Source organism: Streptomyces sp. NPDC051051, from assembly GCF_040682975.1.
Classification (GTDB): domain Bacteria; phylum Actinomycetota; class Actinomycetes; order Streptomycetales; family Streptomycetaceae; genus Streptomyces.
The window spans coordinates 15,162-32,596 of sequence record NZ_JBFBCB010000065.1 but is presented as its reverse complement, the minus strand read 5'-3'; the positions used below and the strand labels follow the sequence as shown (position 1 = coordinate 32,596).

The 17,435-nt window shown below is 72.9% G+C and carries 16 protein-coding genes; 5 read left to right on the top strand and 11 right to left on the bottom strand.

What is annotated here, in order from left to right; all coding sequences use genetic code 11:
• The first annotated feature begins 594 nt into the window (after positions 1–594).
• Positions 595–1,620, top strand: a complete 1,026-nt coding sequence (gene trpS, locus AB0N31_RS32550; RefSeq protein ID WP_366062090.1) for a tryptophan--tRNA ligase — start codon at positions 595–597, stop codon at positions 1,618–1,620.
• Here the strand turns inward: trpS and AB0N31_RS32545 are convergent.
• Entirely contained in the window at positions 1,560–2,585 is a 1,026-nt protein-coding gene (locus tag AB0N31_RS32545; RefSeq protein ID WP_366062089.1) for a helix-turn-helix domain-containing protein, read from the bottom strand. The genes trpS and AB0N31_RS32545 overlap by 61 nt on opposite strands.
• Positions 2,586–2,660: 75 nt before the next feature.
• On the opposite strand from AB0N31_RS32545, the gene AB0N31_RS32540 reads away from it, so the two are divergent.
• Positions 2,661–3,245, top strand: coding sequence for a cysteine hydrolase family protein (locus AB0N31_RS32540; protein ID WP_366062088.1), 585 nt, complete (start codon positions 2,661–2,663; stop codon positions 3,243–3,245).
• Between the two features lie 40 nt (positions 3,246–3,285).
• Here the strand turns inward: AB0N31_RS32540 and proC are convergent, their stop codons facing one another.
• The 3 genes from proC to AB0N31_RS32525 form a co-directional block, all read right to left on the bottom strand.
• The gene (proC, locus tag AB0N31_RS32535; protein WP_366062087.1) at positions 3,286–4,098 is read right to left on the bottom strand and encodes a pyrroline-5-carboxylate reductase; all 813 of its coding nucleotides are present in this window, start codon (positions 4,096–4,098) and stop codon (positions 3,286–3,288) included.
• A 258-nt stretch (positions 4,099–4,356) separates the two neighbouring features.
• On the bottom strand, positions 4,357–5,148 hold the full coding sequence (locus AB0N31_RS32530) for an ABC transporter permease (protein WP_366062086.1): 792 nt from the start codon (positions 5,146–5,148) through the stop codon (positions 4,357–4,359).
• Positions 5,145–5,978, bottom strand: coding sequence for an ABC transporter ATP-binding protein (locus AB0N31_RS32525; protein WP_366062085.1), 834 nt, complete (start codon positions 5,976–5,978; stop codon positions 5,145–5,147). The genes AB0N31_RS32530 and AB0N31_RS32525 overlap by 4 nt, the downstream gene beginning before the upstream one ends.
• A gap of 245 nt (positions 5,979–6,223) precedes the next feature.
• On the opposite strand from AB0N31_RS32525, the gene AB0N31_RS32520 reads away from it, so the two are divergent.
• Complete coding sequence (locus tag AB0N31_RS32520) at positions 6,224–7,390, top strand: SulP family inorganic anion transporter (protein ID WP_366062084.1); 1,167 nt, start codon at positions 6,224–6,226, stop codon at positions 7,388–7,390.
• Here the strand turns inward: AB0N31_RS32520 and AB0N31_RS32515 are convergent.
• The 3 genes from AB0N31_RS32515 to AB0N31_RS32505 all read right to left on the bottom strand — a co-directional run bounded on the left by AB0N31_RS32515 (position 7,354) and on the right by AB0N31_RS32505 (position 9,265).
• On the bottom strand, positions 7,354–8,124 hold the full coding sequence (locus AB0N31_RS32515) for a class I SAM-dependent methyltransferase (protein ID WP_366062083.1): 771 nt from the start codon (positions 8,122–8,124) through the stop codon (positions 7,354–7,356). The two genes, AB0N31_RS32520 and AB0N31_RS32515, sit on opposite strands and share 37 nt — an antisense overlap.
• A gap of 154 nt (positions 8,125–8,278) precedes the next feature.
• Positions 8,279–8,851, bottom strand: a complete 573-nt coding sequence (locus AB0N31_RS32510) for an EamA/RhaT family transporter (protein ID WP_366062082.1) — start codon at positions 8,849–8,851, stop codon at positions 8,279–8,281.
• A gap of 75 nt (positions 8,852–8,926) precedes the next feature.
• A complete protein-coding gene (locus AB0N31_RS32505) occupies positions 8,927–9,265 on the bottom strand; it encodes an SH3 domain-containing protein (RefSeq protein WP_366062080.1) in 339 nt (112 codons plus the stop codon).
• Positions 9,266–9,448: 183 nt separating this feature from the next.
• Here AB0N31_RS32505 and AB0N31_RS32500 point away from each other — a divergent pair, with 183 nt between their 5' ends.
• Positions 9,449–11,626 carry a PQQ-binding-like beta-propeller repeat protein gene (locus tag AB0N31_RS32500; protein WP_366062079.1) on the top strand — a complete coding sequence of 726 codons (2,178 nt, stop codon included), beginning with the start codon at positions 9,449–9,451 and terminating at the stop codon, positions 11,624–11,626.
• Between the two features lie 160 nt (positions 11,627–11,786).
• Here the strand turns inward: AB0N31_RS32500 and ilvD are convergent, their stop codons facing one another.
• From ilvD to AB0N31_RS32480, 4 genes are all read right to left on the bottom strand, one after another.
• Complete coding sequence (gene ilvD, locus AB0N31_RS32495) at positions 11,787–13,640, bottom strand: dihydroxy-acid dehydratase (RefSeq protein ID WP_366062078.1); 1,854 nt, start codon at positions 13,638–13,640, stop codon at positions 11,787–11,789.
• A gap of 147 nt (positions 13,641–13,787) precedes the next feature.
• Complete coding sequence (locus AB0N31_RS32490) at positions 13,788–14,393, bottom strand: TetR family transcriptional regulator (RefSeq protein ID WP_366062077.1); 606 nt, start codon at positions 14,391–14,393, stop codon at positions 13,788–13,790.
• On the bottom strand, positions 14,390–15,214 hold the full coding sequence (locus tag AB0N31_RS32485; RefSeq protein WP_366062076.1) for a sugar phosphate isomerase/epimerase: 825 nt from the start codon (positions 15,212–15,214) through the stop codon (positions 14,390–14,392). The genes AB0N31_RS32490 and AB0N31_RS32485 overlap by 4 nt, the downstream gene beginning before the upstream one ends.
• 225 nt (positions 15,215–15,439) lie before the next feature.
• Entirely contained in the window at positions 15,440–16,372 is a 933-nt protein-coding gene (locus tag AB0N31_RS32480; RefSeq protein ID WP_366062075.1) for a Ppx/GppA phosphatase family protein, read from the bottom strand.
• Between the two features lie 176 nt (positions 16,373–16,548).
• Between AB0N31_RS32480 and AB0N31_RS32475 the strand changes: the two genes are divergently transcribed.
• The gene (locus tag AB0N31_RS32475; RefSeq protein WP_366062091.1) at positions 16,549–17,427 is read left to right on the top strand and encodes a hypothetical protein; all 879 of its coding nucleotides are present in this window, start codon (positions 16,549–16,551) and stop codon (positions 17,425–17,427) included.
• Positions 17,428–17,435: the final 8 nt, after the last annotated feature.

The window sequence follows — 17,435 nt, the reverse complement described above, 5'->3', positions numbered from 1 at the left end:
TTCCGACTCTATCAGACCGTTTCCCGATCCGATTTCCTCGGCGCTTTCCAGGCCCCCGCTTTTCTTTCGCGGCTTCCTTTCCGGCGGTTCCGACTCTATCAGATCCTTTCGGCCCCGATTCCCCGTCGGAGGGGGTTGCCTTCCCGGCCCTTGGGCCGTTCCGACGAGTGAGACTTTAGCGGATTCCCCGGCCCCGAAGCCAATCGGGGCCGCGTCCTTTCGAACACGGATTCCTCATTTCGCGAATACGCACGCCAATGACACGACGACAGCCGAATCGACTGCTCGTCGAGGAGTGGTTGGTACTTGCGGAATGGCTGTCCGGGGACCGACCGGAGTCGGCGCTCACGTCGGACAACTCGGAGAACACTACGTATCCGCCCGGGGCGTGTCAACCCAGGCCCCAGGGGCACCCGGAGGCGTACGCTGGTCCGCATGACTACGCATACGTGCAGCACCCAGCTGTGGTGGGCCGCCTGACGGCGGCCGGACTGACGTGTGCACTCAACGGCCGCCGCCTCGGCGGCCGTTTCTGTTTCTCCCTCCTGGGGGTCGGCCGGCCGGGTGCGGCGGCCTCGACCAGGAGGTGGAGAGATGAAGCGGGTCTTCAGCGGGGTCAAGCCGACCGGGCATCTGACGCTGGGGAACTACCTGGGGGCCATGCGGCAGTGGGCCGAGGTCGATCAGCATCGGGCGGACGCGCTGTTCTGCGTGGTCGACCTGCACGCCCTCACTGTGGACCACGACCCCGCGCGGGTGCGTCGGCTGAGCCGGCAGGCCGCGACGCTGCTGCTCGCGGCCGGGCTCGATCCGCGGTTGTGCACCCTCTTCGTGCAGAGCCATGTCGACGAGCACGCGCGGTTGTCGTACGTGCTGGAGTGCGTGGCGACCGACGGCGAGATGCGGCGGATGATCCAGTACAAGGAGAAGGCCGCGCGGGAGCGTGAGCGGGGCGGGAGCGTGCGGCTGTCGCTGCTCACCTATCCGGTGCTGATGGCGGCGGACATCCTGGCGTACGGGACGGACGAGGTGCCGGTCGGGGACGACCAGGCCCAGCACGTGGAGCTGACCCGGGATCTGGCGTTGCGGTTCAACCAGCGGTACGGACAGGCGTTCGTGGTGCCCAGGGCCACGCATCCGCCGGTGGGGGCACGGGTCATGAACCTCCAGGAACCGACGTCGAAGATGGGCAAGAGCGACGACTCGGGTCCCGGCATCGTCTACCTGCTGGACGAGCCGGACGTCGTACGGAAGAAGGTCATGCGGGCCGTGACCGACAGCGGGCGGGAGGTCGTGTACGACCGGGAGGGACGGCCCGGTGTCGCGAACCTGCTGGAGATCCTCGCGGCGTGCACGGGCGGGAACCCGCAGGCGCTGGCGGACGCGTACGGGTCGTACGGCGCTTTGAAGAAGGACACCGCCGAGGCGGTGGTGGAGGTGCTGCGGCCCGTGCGGGCCAGGCACCAGGAGTTGTGCGCCGACCCGGTGTTCGTGGAGGGGGTGCTGCGGGAGGGCGCGGAGAGGGCGCGGGCGATGGCCCGGCCGGTCGTGGACGCCGCCTACCGGGCGATCGGGCTGCTGCCCGCGGTGGCGGAGCCGGCGCTGAACGCGGCGCGGTAGGCGCGTGGGCTGGTGGCGAGGCGCGATGCGAAGTGCTGGCGCATCGTGACCTCGCTGCCGAAGCCCGCGCGGCGGGCGACCTCGGGCATGGGGAGGTCGGTGCGTTCGAGGAGCTTCTGGGCTGCGGCGAGGCGCTGGTCGAGGAGCCAGCGGAGCGGGGTGGTACCGGTGGCCGCCGTGAAGTGGCGGGCGAAGGTGCGCGGGGACATGCCGGCGCGAGCCGCCAGGCCGGCGACAGTGAGCGGTTCGTGGAGGTGGCGGAGCGCGTGTTCGCGGACGGCGGCGAGGGCGTCGGCGTCGCGGTCGGTGTGGGGCGTGGCGTGTTCGATGAACTGGGCCTGGGTGCCGGTGCGGAAGGGGGCGGTGACCATCGAGCGGGCGATGGTGGCGGCCGCTTCCGCACCGTGGGACCGGCGGACCAGGTGAAGACAGAGGTCGATGCCGGCTGCGGTGCCGGCGGCGGTCCAGATGTTGTCGTCCTCGATGAAGAGGGCGTCGGGGACGACGGTGACCTCGGGGTGACGGGCGCGCAGCAGGTCGACCAGGTTCCAGTGGGTGATCGCGCGGCGGCCGTCGAGGAGGCCGGCCTGGGCGAGGGTGAAGGCTCCGCCGCAGAGGGCGGCGATGGTGGTGCCGCGGGCGTGGGCGCGGCGGAGGGCCTGGAGGACGGGTGGTGGTGCGGGGGTGACGTGGTCGTCGAGGCCGGGGACCAGGATCAGGTCGGCGCGCGGCAGCCAGGAGAGGGTGCGGTCGGGCAGGAGGCTGAGTCCGCCGCGCATGGGGACGGGCGTGGCGGTTTCGGGGGCGACGCGGCGCAGGTCGAAGGCGGGGGCGTCGCGGTCGGTGCGGTCGGTGCCCCAGACCTCGGTGATGACGGAGACGTCGAAGGCGCGGACACCGAGGAAGGCGACGAGGGCCACCCGGTAGGCGTTGCGTCGTCCCCTGGGGGCGTCGTCCTGCTCCATGGATGGCAGTAAACCATCGATCGCCGACTTTTCGCCCTCTGGGACGGGTGGCGTCACGGCGGCAGGATCGGGGGCATGGACATCGCCGAGAACGCAGCACTGGTGGTCGTGGACGTACAGAAGGGCTTCGAGGAGGCCGGGTTCTGGGGGCCTCGGAACAATCCCGGTGCCGACGACAACGTCGCCACGCTCATCGACGTGTGGCAGGCCACGGGACGGCCGGTCGTGTTCGTGCGGCACGACTCGGTCAAGCCGGAGTCACCGTTGCGGCCGGGGTACGGGGGGAACGGCTTCAAGACGTACGTGGAGGAGAGGAGGGGCAAGGGTGCCGGTGCCGAGCTGTTCGTCACGAAGACCGTGAACTCGGCCTTCTACGGGACGCCGGATCTGGACGCCTGGCTGAGGGCGCGGGGCGTCGCGCAGGTGGTGCTGGCCGGGATCCAGACCAACATGTGCGTGGAGACGACCGCGCGGATGGGCGGGAATCTGGGGTACGACGTCGTGGTCGCCCACGACGCCACCTACACGTTCGACCTGGAGGGGCCGTTCGGCTGGCGGCTGAGCGCGGACGAGGTGGCGCGGGCGTCGGCGGTGTCGCTGCACGGGGGCGGCTTCGCGCGGGTCGTCACCACCGGGGAGGTGGTGGACGCGGCGAAGTGACCGCCCCCGGTGGGGTGGTGGGGCGGTGCGCCCCGTGCCGTCAGCCCTTGGTGCCGGCGGCCAGTTCGCGGCTGCGGTCGCGGGCGGCCTCCAGGGCGGCGATGAGGGCGGCGCGTACGCCGTGGTTCTCGAGTTCGCGGATGGCGCTGATGGTGGTGCCGGCCGGGGAGGTGACGTTCTCGCGGAGCTTGACCGGGTGTTCGCCGCTGTCGCGGAGCATCGTCGCGGCGCCGATCGCGGACTGGACGATGAGGTCGTGGGCCTTGTCGCGGGGCAGGCCGAGCAGGATGCCGGCGTCCGTCATCGCTTCGACGAGGTAGAAGAAGTACGCCGGACCGGAGCCGGAGAGGGCCGTGCAGGCGTCCTGCTGCGACTCGGGGACCCGGAGCGTCTTGCCCACGGAGCCGAAGATCTCCTCGGCGTGGGCGAGGTGGTCGGCGTTGGCGTGGCTGCCGGCGGAGATGACGGACATGGCCTCGTCGACGAGGGCGGGCGTGTTCGTCATGACGCGGACGACGGGGACACCGGCGGTGAGGCGCTCCTCGATGGAGGCGGTCGTGATGCCGGCGGCTCCGCTGATGACGAGGCGGTCGGCGGGGACGTGCGGGGCCAGCTCGTCGAGGAGGGCGCCCATGTCCTGCGGCTTGACCGTGAGGATGAGGGTGTCGGCGGTCTTGGCGGCTTCGGCGTTGGTGACCGGAGTGACGCCGTAGCGGGCGCGGAGTTCCTCGGCGCGGTCCGCGCGGCGGGCGGTGACGAGGAGGTCGGCGGGGGGCCAGCCGCCTCGGAGCATGCCGCTGAGAAGGGCTTCGCCGATCTTGCCGGTGCCTAGGACTGCGACTTTCTGGGACATGGCGGGGTCCTCCGGGGGGTTGCGTCGTCCGGGGTCATCCTCGCACCGGGGCCGGTGCAGGGGCGGGAGCTGTCCGGTGGGTGGGCGGTGCGGGCCGCCCCCGCCGCCGCTCCCCCGCCCGTCCCGCTCCGTTCCTCGGGCCGCGGCGCCGCCCCGCTGCCGGCGCCCCCCGGGGCGCGTCCCCGCCCCCTGCCGGCGTTCTTCGCGACTCGTCCGCGAGGACCTCCCGGCGGGCCCGGGCGGGTCGGCGCGGGTCCGTCATGTCGTCCTGCGGCGCAGTGTCGCCGCTCCCAGGCCGAGGACCAGCAGGGCGCAGCCCGCCACGACGAGGACGTCGCGGACGAAGTTCGCCGTCATGTCCGTATGGGTGAGGACCTCGTTCATGCCGTCGACCGCGTAGGACATGGGGAGGACGTTCGAGATGGCCTCCAGGACGGGGTGCATGGTGTCGCGGGCGGCGAAGAGGCCGCAGAGCAGGAGCTGGGGGAAGATCACCGCCGGCATGAACTGGACCGCCTGGAACTCGGAGGCGGCGAAGGCCGAGACGAAGAGGCCGAGGGCGGTGCCGAGGAGGGCGTCGAGCAGGGCCACCAGGAGGAGCAGCCAGGGACTGCCCGTCACGTCCAGGTCGAGGAACCAGAGCGCCAGGCCGGTGGCGAGGGCGGACTGGACGATCGCGAGGGCGCCGAAGGCCAGGGCGTATCCGGCGATCAGGTCGCCCTTGCCGAGGGGGAGGGCGAGGAGGCGTTCGAGGGTGCCCGAGGTGCGCTCGCGCAGGGTGGCGATGGACGTGACCAGGAACATCGTGATCAGGGGGAAGATCCCGAGGAGGGATCCGCCGATGCTGTCGAAGGTGCGGGGGCTGCCGTCGAAGACGTAGCGGAGCAGGACCAGCATCAGGCACGGGACGATGATCATCAGGGCGATCGAGCGGGGGTCGTGGCGCAGCTGGCGCAGGACGCGGGCGGCGGTGGCGGTGGTGCGGGAGAGGTTGAGGGGGGTCGTGGGAGTGGCGGGGGCGGTGGGTGCCGGTCCGGTGTTCGTGGTCATCGGGTCTCCTCCTTCTTGCGGGTCGCTTCGGCCGCCTCGTCGACCAGGTGCAGGAAGGCCGCCTCGACCGTGTCCGAGCCGGTGCGGGCGCGCAGTTCGTCGGGGGTGCCGTCGGCGAGGATCTCGCCCTCGCGCATGAGGATCAGGCGGTGGCAGCGCTCGGCCTCGTCCATGACGTGGGAGGAGACGAGGAGGGTGGTGCCGCGGGAGGCGGCGATGTCGTGGAAGAGGTTCCACAGGTCGCGGCGGAGGACCGGGTCGAGGCCGACCGTCGGTTCGTCCAGGACGAGGAGTTCGGGGGCGCCGAGGAGGGCCACGGCCAGGGAGACGCGGCTGCGCTGACCTCCGGAGAGGTTGCCGGCGAGGGCGTCGGTGTGGCTGGTCAGGTCGACGTCGGCGATCGCGCGGGTGACGTTGTCGTGGCGGCGGTCGGCCACCGCGCGGCCGGGGTCGAGGACGGCCGCGAAGTAGTCGAGGTTCTGACGGACCGACAGGTCGTCGTAGACGGACGGCGCCTGGGTGACGTAGCCGATGAGGGTGCGCAGGGCGGGGTGGCCGGCCGGGTGGCCGAGCACGTCCAGGGTGCCGGTGACCTTGGCCTGGGTGCCGACGATCGCGCGCATGAGCGTCGACTTGCCGCATCCCGAAGGGCCGAGGAGGCCGGTGATCCGGCCGTGCGGGACCGCGAAGTCGAGGGTGCGCAGGACCGTGCGGGGGCCTCGGACGACGGTGAGGGCGCGGGCGTGCACGGCGGCGGGGACGGTCGGGGCGGGGTCGCCCGGCCCCGTGCCGTCCGGGGGTTCGGGGGTCCGGGCCCTGTAATTCATCATGTGATGAATAATCTCTCCGCAGGACGGCAGCCGTCAAGCGGCCCGGGGCGCGTTTGCGCGGTGCGGGCGCACGGCGGCGCGCGAGAGGCGAGGCGGTTCCGTTCGCACGCTTCCCCGTTCGTGTGGCGATCGGCGGTTCCCGGTGCACGGTCGGCCGATTTCATGAAAATGGGATTCAGTTCGTCGTGTCCTCCCCCGGCACGGCGCCCACGCATCTCCCGTTCCCGACCGGAGGTGCCGTCGTCATGCGCCATGGTGTCCGTGAAACCGAACTGCCGGCTTTCCCCGTCGTCCTCCTCGTCGCGCCGCCCGTGTGCGTGGGCGTCGCCCTGATCTGCGGAGTCCCCGCCGAGTCGGCGCCGGTCACCGGCCTGGGCGGCGCACTGGCCGCCTCGCTGGTGGGGCGGGGAAGGTGGTTCCGGATCGTGCCGGTGGCGGTCGTACGGGGGATGCTCGCCGGGATCGGGCTCGTCCTGGTCGCCGGGCAGGCGTACGCCCTCGGGGACGCGGCGGTGCCGGTGAGCGGGTTCGGGAGGGTCCCGGCGCCGACGGGCCTGCCCGAGCGAGTGGATCCGGTGGCGTTGTCGGTGGGGGCCGCCACCCTGGTCCTGTCGTTGCTGTGGCGGCGGTGGCGGCGGGGTGCGCTGCTGGTTCCGGCTCCGCTGGTCGCCGTGGTGTCGGCGGCAGCCGTGACCTGGGCGTTCGACCTGAAGGTGCGGCGCGTCGAGGTACGAGGACCGGGAGGTGCCGTAGGGCTGCCGGACGTGGCGGAGTGCGCACGGCTCGTGGAGGTGGGGGTGACCGGGGCCGTCGTGGCGCTCGTGCTGGTCGCGTCGGCGCAGTGGTCGTTCGCGCGGGCACCGCGTCGCGTGGGGCCGCCGGCGGTGGCGGCCGTCGTGGCCGGAGTGCTCGCGGCGCTCGGGGTGGCGGGGGTGGTGCCGGCCGCGGCGGTGGCCGCCCTGCTCCTGCACGTCGGTTGCGGCCTCGTTCCCGTCCGGGAGGTGCGGGCGTGGTGGCGTGGGCATCGCGGCGAGGTGGCGGTGCTGGGCGTGACGGCGGTCGTGGTGGTCGTGGGGAACCTGTTCGAGGGGGTGCTGGCCGGGCTGGCGCTGGCCGTGGCGAAGACGGCCTGGGAGGTCAGCCAGGTGCGCGTGGAGACCGAGGACCGGGGTGACGCCGGGATCGTCGTACGGCTGCTGGGGCATGCGACGTTCCTGCGGCTGCCGAAGCTGCTGGACGCCCTGCACGCGCTGGACGTCCTGCACCGGGACCGGGAGGTACGGCTGGAGCCGGCCGGGCTGCGGCACGTGGATCACACGTGCGCGGCGGCCCTGGAGGGGTGGGCCGCCGCCCGCGAGAGGCGGATGTCGCGGGGTCAGGGGCGGATCGCGAGCAGCAGTCCGACGTCGTAGGTCTCCTCGACCAGGCCGTCGGGGAAGACGGCCAGGATGTGTCGGCGCTCCCCGTCGAGGAAGGCGTCGGTGCTCCCCCGGCCGTGCACCAGGAACAGCGAGTGGCTGCTGATGTTCGCCAGGTGCGTGTCGACGGGGACGCGACGGCTCCAGCGGACGCGGCGGCGCGCGAAGTCGAGGCGGCCCGCGGAGGAGGCGAGGGCGTCGTGTGTGCCGTCGCCGTTGCCGCCCACGGCCCGGTCGAGACCGAAGTGGCGCTCGACGCGGGCCGTCTGCGCGTCGATCCACGGCACGTCGAGCGCGGCGGCGTTCCACCAGAGGGCGAGGGCGCCGCCGGGGCGCAGGACGCGCAGGGCCTCCGGGATCGCGCGGTCCGGGTCGGTCCAGTGCCAGGACTGGGCGTAGGTGAGGAGGTCGAGGGAGGCGGTGGCGAGGGGGAGGTGGTTGCCGTCGCCGCGGACGATCGGCACGTCGGGGAGGTCCCGGCGGAACTGCTCCGCCATGCCGTCCCCCGGTTCGACGGCCACGACCCGGGCGCCGCGGGCGTGCAGGAGGGCGGTCCCGATCCCGGTACCGGCGCCGACATCGGCGACCCGCGCGCCGGACAGCGGGCGGCCCGCCGCCTCCTCGATCGCGTCGAAGAGGGCCGCCGGGTAGGAGGGGCGGTTGGCGGCGTACTGGGCCGCGGCGGCATCGAAGGAGAGGGCCCTGGGCGTGCTGGAGGCGGGAGTCATGAGGGCCATGGTGGCGGGAGGGGGTGGAGGGGTGCCAGAGGGCCGGGGTGCGCCGGAGGGCCGTCGTGGGGGCGGCCGGCCGGTGCCGCTGTGGAACCGCGGTGGCCCGGCCGCTTCACGATCCGCGGGGTCGTCCGGGCGGCGGGCGGCATCCTCAGGAGCGGCGGCGCTTCTTCGACGGGTTGCGGGTGCGGCGGGCGGTGCGGCGTTCGTGCTCGGCGCGTGCCGCCTCGTACTCCTCGCGGTGCAGCTTCTCGCCGGGGGCCTCCGTGAGCGAGCGGAAGAAGTAGGCGAGGAGGGAGCCGACGAAGCCGATGGCCAGCAGTCCGCGCAGGGAGGCCTGACGGCCGGGGTCGGGGCGTCCGGTGAAGCCCTCCCAGGTGTTCCGGAAGGCCAGGGCGCTGGAGATCGCGAACATGACGGTGACCAGCACGGTCACGAAGCGGCCGGTGCCGGCGAGCGCGACGCCCTCGTAGGCCAGGCGCAGGACGAGGCAGGAGGCCACCGCGGCGGCCAGCGAGCCGACGGCCACGCCGACGCGGCGGAACGGGTAGCCGTGGTCGTGGTCCACCCAGGTGGTGCCGAAGAAGCGGAGGGGCTCCGGGCGGGGCCCGGAGGGGGTGCCCCCGGCCGGGGCGCCGGCCGGGTGGGCCGGCCGGCCGGAGGGGCCCGCCTCGCTCTCCGGGGAACCCGCTTCGGTGTCCGGCGTGCCGTTCTCGTCGCTCACGGGACGATTATGGCTCCGGGCCGGGCGGGCTCCCCGGCAGGGTGCGCGGTGGGGCGCGGGACGCGCGCGGTCGGGTCAGGCGCAGCGGGGGGCTATGTAGCCGTCGCTGCCCGTCCTCACGTACGCGTCCGAGACGAACTGGCCGTCGGCGATGTTGTCCCAGATGTTCGTCGTGCCGTACGGGCCGCTGACCGAGGTGCCGGGCGTCTGGCAGAAGATCGGGACCTTCGTGCCCTCGGGCAGCACCTTGACGATCGGGTAGCTGGTGGCCGGTCCGCTGCGCACGTTGAGGCGGACGCCGGGCGCCACCGGGTAGTACGTCAGCGCAGCCGTCACGGCCTGCGCCTCGACGCCGCCCCCGGCCGCCCCGGCCTCCCGGCCCTCTTTCACTTCTTCCACGCGGTCGACAGACATGAAAAAAACCTCCCCCGTCGGACCCCATGACTGCCATGGGGCCCCGTTGATTCCCCGGAATCACGACATGAAACACATGTACACGATTCGCACGGGGAGGCCGGCAGGCCGCCTCGGTCGCGTGAGCGTCATCGACTAGGCTCCGTGCGTCGCGCGCGCGGACGAACAGCACGGGGGTGGTCCATGGCGCCACAGCACGGCACCGGAGCGGACGCGGAAGCGGAACTTCCGGAGTACGCCGGTCACTACCACCTGGAGTCCTGTCTGGGCTCGGGCGGCATGGGCGTGGTCCACCTGGCCCGCAGCACCTCGGGGATGAAGGTCGCGGTGAAGGTCGTACACGCCGAATTCGCACGGGATCCCGAGTTCAGGGGGCGGTTCCGGCAGGAGGTGGCGGCCGCGCGGCGGGTGAGCGGCGCCTTCACCGCACCCGTCGTCGATGCCGACCCGGAGGCCGAACGGCCCTGGATGGCCACGCTGTTCATTCCCGGCCCGACCCTGTCGCAGCATGTGAAGCGGAACGGGCCCATGGGTGCGGGCGAGTTGCGGCGGCTGATGGCCGGGCTCGCGGAGGCGCTGCGGGACATCCACCGGGTCGGGGTGGTGCACCGGGATCTGAAGCCCAGCAACGTCCTGCTCGCCGAGGACGGTCCGAAGGTCATCGACTTCGGCATCTCGCGGCCGAAGGACAGCGAACTGCGCACCGAGACCGGCAAGTTGATCGGAACGCCGCCGTTCATGGCGCCGGAGCAGTTCCGGCGGCCGCGGGAGGTCGGGCCCGCCGCGGACGTGTTCGCGCTGGGATCCGTATTGGTGCACGCGGCGACCGGGCGGGGGCCGTTCGACTCGGACAGCCCCTACGTCGTCGCCTATCAGGTCGTGCACGACGAGCCGGATCTGACCGGTGTGCCGGAGAGCCTGGCCCCGATGGTGCTGCGCTGCCTCGCGAAGGAGCCCGAGGAGCGGCCGACGCCCGACGAGCTGATGCGGGAACTGCGGTCGGTGGCGGCCTCGTACGACACGCAGGCGTTCATACCGGCACAGCGCTCGCCCGACGACGACGTGCGGGGGTCCGAGCGGCCGGAGCCGGCCGGGTCGCCGGGTTCCCCGGGGGCGGGGAGCTCTCCGGGTTCCTCGGCGGGCCGGGCCGGCGGCGCGGCCCGGGTGGGCGTGCGGCGGTGGGGCCGGCGGCGGGTCGCGCTCGTCCTCGGCTCGTTGGCGCTCGTCGCGGGCGGCGGGTTCGCCTCCCTCCAGGTGTTCGGCGAGGACACGGCCGGGGCGGCGCCCCGGGGCACGGACGGCTCGCGGTCCGCCGCGGACGTCCACGCACCGTGGGCGGCGCGCCCGGCGGAGGACGGCGGGCTGCCGCAGTGCGCGTACGGCGCCCGACGGCTGCTCTGTGCCCAGGCGGGGTGGGTGTCCGCCCTCGACGCGTCCGACGGGCGCGTGCTGTGGCGGCACGCCCTGTCCGCCGGGGACGAACCCCGCGGGGCACCGGTCGTCGCGGGCGGGCTGGCGCACGTGCTCACGCACTCCGGCAAGCGCGTCGAGGCCCTCGACCCGGCGTCGGGGCGGGTGCGCTGGGAGCGGGACGTGTCGACGTACCGGGGGGTCCGGTACGCGGGCGGGACCCTGTTGCTGACGGCGGCCGACGGCACGGTGACCGGGGTGGACGCGGCGTCCGGGCGTACCGGATGGAGCCGGCGGATCCCGGGGGCGGGCGATCCGTACTTCGTGTCGTTCCCCGGGGACGCGCTGGTCTACGCGACCAGCACCTCCGGCGAGGGCCGGAGCCGGGTCACCGCGGTGGACCCCGCCACCGGAGAGGTGCGCTGGGACGAGCGGTTCGACGAGGCGGTGACGCCGGTGGGCGCCGCGGACGGCAGCGTCGTCCTGCTGGCCGAGGACGGCGGCGGCGGTTACGGCATGGCGGACGCCGTGATCCGTTTCTCCCCCGCGACCGGGGTGTCGCGACGGGTGGCGCTGTCCGTCGCGCTCCAGCAGCCGACCGCGGCCGTCGACGGTGACCGCGTCTACCTCATGACGTACGACGGTGCCCTCGTGGCCGTCGACACCCGCGAGGAGAAGCGGCTGTGGTCCCTCCAGACGGCCGTGAGCAGGGGGTCGGTGCCGACCGTCGACGGCACGCACGTGTTCTTCAGCGCTCCCGACGGGCGTCTCCTCGCCGTCGATGCGGAGGCGGGCGAGCTCGTCGGCCAGACGGAGCTGCGGCTCGGCGCGCAGTCGGACGAGGTGGTCAGTGCGCTGCCCGCGCCCGAGGCGGCCGAGGGGCGGGTGTACGCCGGGGCTCCCGACGGGACGGTGTTCGCGGTGGACGGGCGTGATCCGGCGGGCTGGTGAGGCTCGTGAGGCGAGTGCGTGTGCTTTCTGAGCGTCGTGCGCGCCGTGCGCGCCGTGCGTTTCCTGGGCTTCGCGGACTCCGTGAGCTTCGCGGACCTCGCCTCGTGCGGAAGGGCCGCCCCCGGTCGACGGAGGCGGCCCTTCGGCGTTCGGTCGGGCGTCAGCCCAGTTTCGACACGTCCCGCACCGCGCCCTTGTCGGCGCTCGTCGCCATCGCGGCGTAGGCGCGCAGGGCGGCGGAGACCTTGCGCTCGCGGTTCGCGGGGGCGTACACCCCGTTCAACGCCTCCTCGCGGCGGGCGAGTTCCGTCTCGTCGACGAGCAACTCGATCGTGCGGTTCGGGATGTCGATGCGGATGCGGTCGCCGTCCTCGACGAGGGCGATGGTGCCGCCGGAGGCCGCCTCCGGGGAGGCGTGGCCGATGGACAGGCCCGAGGTGCCGCCGGAGAAGCGGCCGTCGGTGATCAGGGCGCAGGTCTTGCCGAGGCCGCGGCCCTTGAGGAAGGACGTCGGGTAGAGCATCTCCTGCATGCCGGGGCCGCCCTTGGGGCCCTCGTAGCGGATGACGACGACGTCGCCGTGGGTGATCCGCTTGTTGAGGATCTTCTCGACGGCCTCCTCCTGCGACTCGCAGACGACCGCGGGGCCCTCGAAGGTCCAGATCGACTCGTCGACGCCGGCCGTCTTCACCACGCAGCCGTCGACGGCGAGGTTGCCCTTGAGGACCGCCAGGCCGCCGTCCTTGGAGTAGGCGTGTTCGGCGGAGCGGATGCAGCCGTTCTCCGCGTCGTCGTCGAGGGTCTCCCAGCGCTCGGACTGGGAGAAGGCCTCGGCGGAGCGGACGCAGCCGGGGGCCGCGTGCCACAGTTCCACCGCCTCGGCGCTCGGCGAGCCGCCGCGGACGTCCCAGGTCTTCATCCAGTCCGCCAGGGACGGGCTGTGGACCGTGTGCACGTCCTCGTTCAGCAGGCCGGCGCGGTGCAGCTCGCCGAGGAGGGCGGGGATGCCGCCGGCACGGTGCACGTCCTCCATGTAGTACGTGCGGTCCTTGGCGACGTTCGGCGCCACCTTGGCCAGGCAGGGGACCCGGCGGGAGACCTCGTCGATCTCGTTCAGGCCGAACGGGACGCCGGCCTCCTGGGCCGCCGCCAGCAGGTGCAGGATCGTGTTGGTCGAGCCGCCCATCGCGATGTCCAGCGCCATCGCGTTCTCGAACGCGGCGACGGTGGCGATGTTGCGCGGCAGGACCGTCTCGTCGTCCTGCTCGTAGTAACGGCGCGTGATGTCCATGACCGTGCGGGCGGCGTCCACGTAGAGCCGCTTGCGTGCGGTGTGGGTGGCCAGGACCGAGCCGTTGCCGGGCAGGGAGAGGCCGATGGCCTCGGTCAGGCAGTTCATCGAGTTGGCGGTGAACATGCCCGAACAGCTGCCGCAGGTCGGACAGGCGTTCTCCTCGATACGGAGGATGTCCTCGTCGGAGATCTTGTCGTTCACGGCGTCGGAGATCGCGTCGACCAGGTCGAGCGTGCGGACCGTGCCGTCGACGAGGGTGGCCCGGCCGGACTCCATCGGGCCGCCGGAGACGAAGACCGTCGGGATGTTCAGGCGCAGGGCCGCCATGAGCATGCCCGGCGTGATCTTGTCGCAGTTGGAGATGCAGACCAGGGCGTCGGCGCAGTGCGCCTCGACCATGTACTCCACGCTGTCCGCGATCAGGTCGCGGGAGGGCAGGCTGTACAGCATGCCGCCGTGGCCCATCGCGATGCCGTCGTCGACGGCGATCGTGTTGAACTCGCGCGGGATACCGCCGGCCTCGGTGATCGCCTCGCTGACGATCCGGCCGACCGGCTGGAGATGCGTGTGGCCGGGCACGAACTCGGTGAAGCTGTTGGCCACCGCGATGATCGGCTTCCGGCCGATGTCCGCACCGGGTACACCGGAGGCGCGCATCAGGGCGCGGGCGCCCGCCATGTTGCGGCCGTGGGTGACTGTGCGGGACCTCAGCTCGGGCATCGTCGCTCGCTCCTTCAGACAGGTAGGGCTGTCCTCGAGCGTACGCCGGTCATCCAGGGTTCGGGACGGGGTGTCCGGAATGCGGGATGCGCATCTCGCGCCGCACCCCGCTCCGGCCGTTGCGCCGCCCCCTGCGCCGCGCCGCGTTCAGGGCCCGGTGAGGTGCCCCTGCACCACCGGCGCCAGGCGCGCGATGATCTGCTCCACGTCCGCCGACGCCAGCGGTTCCACCTTGATCACGTACCGCAGCATCGCCGTGCCGACCAGCTGCGCGGCCGCCAGCTGGGCGCGCAGTTCGGCGTCCGGCACGTCGAGCCGGGCGGCGATACGGCTCAGCAGCTGCGCGGCGACGAGGCGGCGGAAGACGGCCGCCGCGGTCTCGTTGGTGACCGCCGAGCGGACGACAGCCAGCAGCGGCATGCGCGTCGTGGGGTTCTCCCAGACGCCGAACATGAAGCGGGTCAGCCGTTCCCCGACCTGGTCCAACGGTGCGTCGGCCACCGCGTCCGGCCCGTCCAGCACGGGCGCGACGGCCACCTCGACGGCCGCCGCGAAGACCTGCTCCTTGGTGCCGAAGTAGTGGTGCACCAGCGCCGCGTCGACCCCGGCGGCCTTGGCGATGCCCCGCACCGTCGACTTCTCGTAGCCCCGCTCCGAGAACTCCTCGCGGGCCGCGGCGAGGATGCGGTCGCGGGTGTCGGCGGACTCCGCGCGCGGGGGGCGGCCGCGGCGGCGCGCGGCGGTGTCGGTCACCGGCGGGGCACCTTCGCCGCCGAAGCCAGGTGCAGGCGCGTGAAGGCCAGGGCCTCCGCGAGATCGGCCTCACGTTCGGCGCTGGACATCGCGCGCCGGGTGTTGACCTCGATGACGACGTGCCCGTCGAAGCCGCTCAGCGCGAGCCGCTCCAGCAGCTCGGCGCAGGGCTGCGCGCCGCGGCCGGGCACGAGGTGCTCGTCCTTGGCGGAGCCGTTGCCGTCGGCCAGGTGCACGTGGCCCAGCCGGTCGCCCATGCGGTCGAGCATGTGGATCGCGTCCGCACGGGCGGTCGAGGCGTGGCTGAGATCGATCGTGAAGTGCCGGTAGTCGTCCTTCGTCACGTCCCAGTCGGGCGCGTACGCGAGCATCTCGCGGTCGCGGTAGCGCCAGGGGTACATGTTCTCGACGGCGAACCGTACGTCCGTCTCGTCCGCCATCCGCCAGACCCCCCGGACGAAGTCGCGCGCGTACTGGCGCTGCCAGCGGAAGGGCGGGTGTACGACGACGGTGCTCGCACCCAGCTTCTCGGCCGCCGCGCGCGCCCGCTGGAGCTTGACCCACGGGTCGGTCGACCACACGCGCTGCGTGATGAGCAGGCACGGGGCGTGCACGGCGAGGATCGGGACGCGGTGGTAGTCGCTGAGTCTGCGGAGGGCGTCGATGTCCTGGCTGACGGGGTCGTTCCACACCATGACCTCGACCCCGTCGTAGCCGAGACGTGCCGCGATCTCGAAGGCCGTCGCCGTCGACTCCGGGTAGACCGAGGCAGTCGACAGGGCGACCTTCGCATCCGGAATGCGCGCGACTGGCTCTGCCATGGGGGACAGGTTACGGGGTGCGGCGACCGGACTGCCGGGTGTCCGTGCCCCGTTGTGGCGCATGCCACGGGTGGGGTGGCCGGAGTCGGCCGGTCACGGCGGCCGCACGTCCACCGGGCCGATCGCATCGTGCTCCACGCGCGTGTGCCCATCGGGTCGGGTGGCATCGCGCTCCACGCGCGTGTGCGGTCCCGGCACGCCGTCCCGCCCAGGCTCCGCTGTGCGCTACGGCGAAGGCATGTGGTCGAGCTTCCGGAGGATCACGCCCTCCCGGAGCGCCCACGGGCAGATCTCCAGAGCCTCCACCCCGAACAGGTCCATCGCCCCCTCGGCGACCAGCGCGCCCGCCAGCAGCTGGCTCGCGCGGCCCTCGGAGACGCCCGGCAGCTCGGCGCGCTGGGCGGTGGTCATGCCGGCCAGGCGTGGCACCCAGGCCTCCAGGGACTCCCGCTTCAGCTCGCGCTGGACGTAGGGGCCGTCGGCGAAGGGGGCGGCGCCGGCGAGGCGAGCGAGCTGCTTGAAGGTCTTGGAGGTGGCGACGACGTGGTCGGGGGAGCCGATGCGGCTGAATTCCCCGACGGTCCGGGCGATCTCGGCCCGCACATGCCGCCGCAGCGCCCGTATCCGCTCGGGTTCCGGCGGGTCCCCGGGCAGCCAGCCCGCGGTGAGCCGGCCCGCGCCGAGCGGGAGGGAGACGGCCGCGTCGGGCTCCTCGTCGATGCCGTAGGCGATCTCCAGGGAGCCGCCGCCGATGTCCAGGACCAGCAGCTTGCCGGCCGACCAGCCGAACCAGCGGCGGGCCGCGAGGAAGGTGAGCCGGGCCTCCTCCTCGCCGGTGAGGACCTGCAGCCGGACACCGGTCTCGGCCTGCACGCGCGTGAGGACCTCGTCGGCGTTGCTGGCCTCGCGCACGGCGGAGGTCGCGAACGGCAGCACGTCCTCGACGCCCTTGTCCTCGGCGGCCTGGAGCGCCTCCTGGACGACGGTGATCAGCTTGTCGACGCCCTCACGTCCGATCGCGCCGGACCCGTCGAGAAGTTCGGCAAGGCGCAGTTCGGCCTTGTGCGAGTGGGCGGGCAGCGGGCACGCGCCTGGATGCGCATCCACCACCAGCAGGTGCACCGTGTTCGATCCCACGTCGAGGACACCGAGTCTCATGGAGGGCACGCTACTGCCAGCCGTCCTGGCCCCGACCCCTGGTGCGCATCCTGAGACAGTCCCGTTGCCGTGCACGGGCGACTTACCCTGGTCGGGTGCCAAAGACGAAAAAGGCGAAGGACGAAAAGGCCGACAAGGCCGCCGAATCCGCCACCGGTTCCCCGGGGTCCTCGCGGGTGAAGTCACCGAAGAAGTCGCGCAAGGCCCTCAAGGCCGACGAGAAGGGTCTCGACTTCGCGCGCGCGTGGGTCGAGTTCCCCGATCCGGCGGACGCCGATCAGGTCTTCCGCTGCGATCTGACGTGGCTGACCTCGCGCTGGAACTGCATCTTCGGCAGCGGCTGCCAGGGCATCCAGGCGGGCCGCGCGGACGACGGCTGCTGCACGCTGGGCGCGCACTTCTCCGACGAGGACGACGAGAAACGCGTGGCGGAGCACGTGGCGCGGCTCACCCCCGACGTCTGGCAGCACCACGACGAGGGCGTGCGCGGCGGCTGGGTCTCGGAGGACGACGAGGGTTCCCGGCAGACCCGCCCGTTCAACGGCTCGTGCATCTTCCAGAACCGCCCGGGCTTCGCGGGCGGCGCCGGCTGCTCGCTGCACATCCTCGCCCTCAAGGAGGGCCGCGAGCCGCTGGAGACCAAGCCGGACGTCTGCTGGCAACTGCCGGTGCGGCGGACGTACGACTGGATCGACCGGCCCGACGACACGCGCGTGCTCCAGGTGTCGATCGGTGAGTACGACCGGCGCGGCTGGGGTCCGGGCGGACACGACCTGCACTGGTGGTGCACGTCGGCCACCTCGGCGCACGGCGCGGGCGACCCGGTGTACGTCTCGTACCGGCCGGAACTGATCGAGCTGATGGGCAGGGCCGGCTACGACCGTCTGGTCGAGCTGTGCGAGGAGCGGCTCGCCTCACAGCTGCCGTTGCTGGCCCCGCACCCGGCGGACCCCGTGCCGGCACCGCATGCGGCGGTGGAGGGGCCGGCCGCCGTGGATTCCGTCGGTCCGGCGGGGCCAGGGGATCCCGTGAGTCCCGTGGATCAGACCGTCTGAGGCCGTCG

Excerpts from the sequence above, each read along its gene's own strand:
- AB0N31_RS32485 (WP_366062076.1), bottom strand. The coding sequence starts at position 15,214 with ATGGCAGAGCCAGTCGCGCGCATTCCGGATGCGAAGGTCGCCCTGTCG.
- ilvD (WP_366062078.1), bottom strand. The coding sequence starts at position 13,640 with ATGCCCGAGCTGAGGTCCCGCACAGTCACCCACGGCCGCAACATGGCG.
- AB0N31_RS32520 (WP_366062084.1), top strand. The coding sequence starts at position 6,224 with ATGCGCCATGGTGTCCGTGAAACCGAACTGCCGGCTTTCCCCGTCGTC.
- AB0N31_RS32525 (WP_366062085.1), bottom strand. The coding sequence starts at position 5,978 with ATGATGAATTACAGGGCCCGGACCCCCGAACCCCCGGACGGCACGGGG.
- AB0N31_RS32515 (WP_366062083.1), bottom strand. The coding sequence starts at position 8,124 with ATGACTCCCGCCTCCAGCACGCCCAGGGCCCTCTCCTTCGATGCCGCC.
- AB0N31_RS32530 (WP_366062086.1), bottom strand. The coding sequence starts at position 5,148 with ATGACCACGAACACCGGACCGGCACCCACCGCCCCCGCCACTCCCACG.
- AB0N31_RS32545 (WP_366062089.1), bottom strand. The coding sequence starts at position 2,585 with ATGGAGCAGGACGACGCCCCCAGGGGACGACGCAACGCCTACCGGGTG.
- AB0N31_RS32540 (WP_366062088.1), top strand. The coding sequence starts at position 2,661 with ATGGACATCGCCGAGAACGCAGCACTGGTGGTCGTGGACGTACAGAAG.
- AB0N31_RS32500 (WP_366062079.1), top strand. The coding sequence starts at position 9,449 with ATGGCGCCACAGCACGGCACCGGAGCGGACGCGGAAGCGGAACTTCCG.
- trpS (WP_366062090.1), top strand. The coding sequence starts at position 595 with ATGAAGCGGGTCTTCAGCGGGGTCAAGCCGACCGGGCATCTGACGCTG.
- proC (WP_366062087.1), bottom strand. The coding sequence starts at position 4,098 with ATGTCCCAGAAAGTCGCAGTCCTAGGCACCGGCAAGATCGGCGAAGCC.
- AB0N31_RS32505 (WP_366062080.1), bottom strand. The coding sequence starts at position 9,265 with ATGTCTGTCGACCGCGTGGAAGAAGTGAAAGAGGGCCGGGAGGCCGGG.
- AB0N31_RS32480 (WP_366062075.1), bottom strand. The coding sequence starts at position 16,372 with ATGAGACTCGGTGTCCTCGACGTGGGATCGAACACGGTGCACCTGCTG.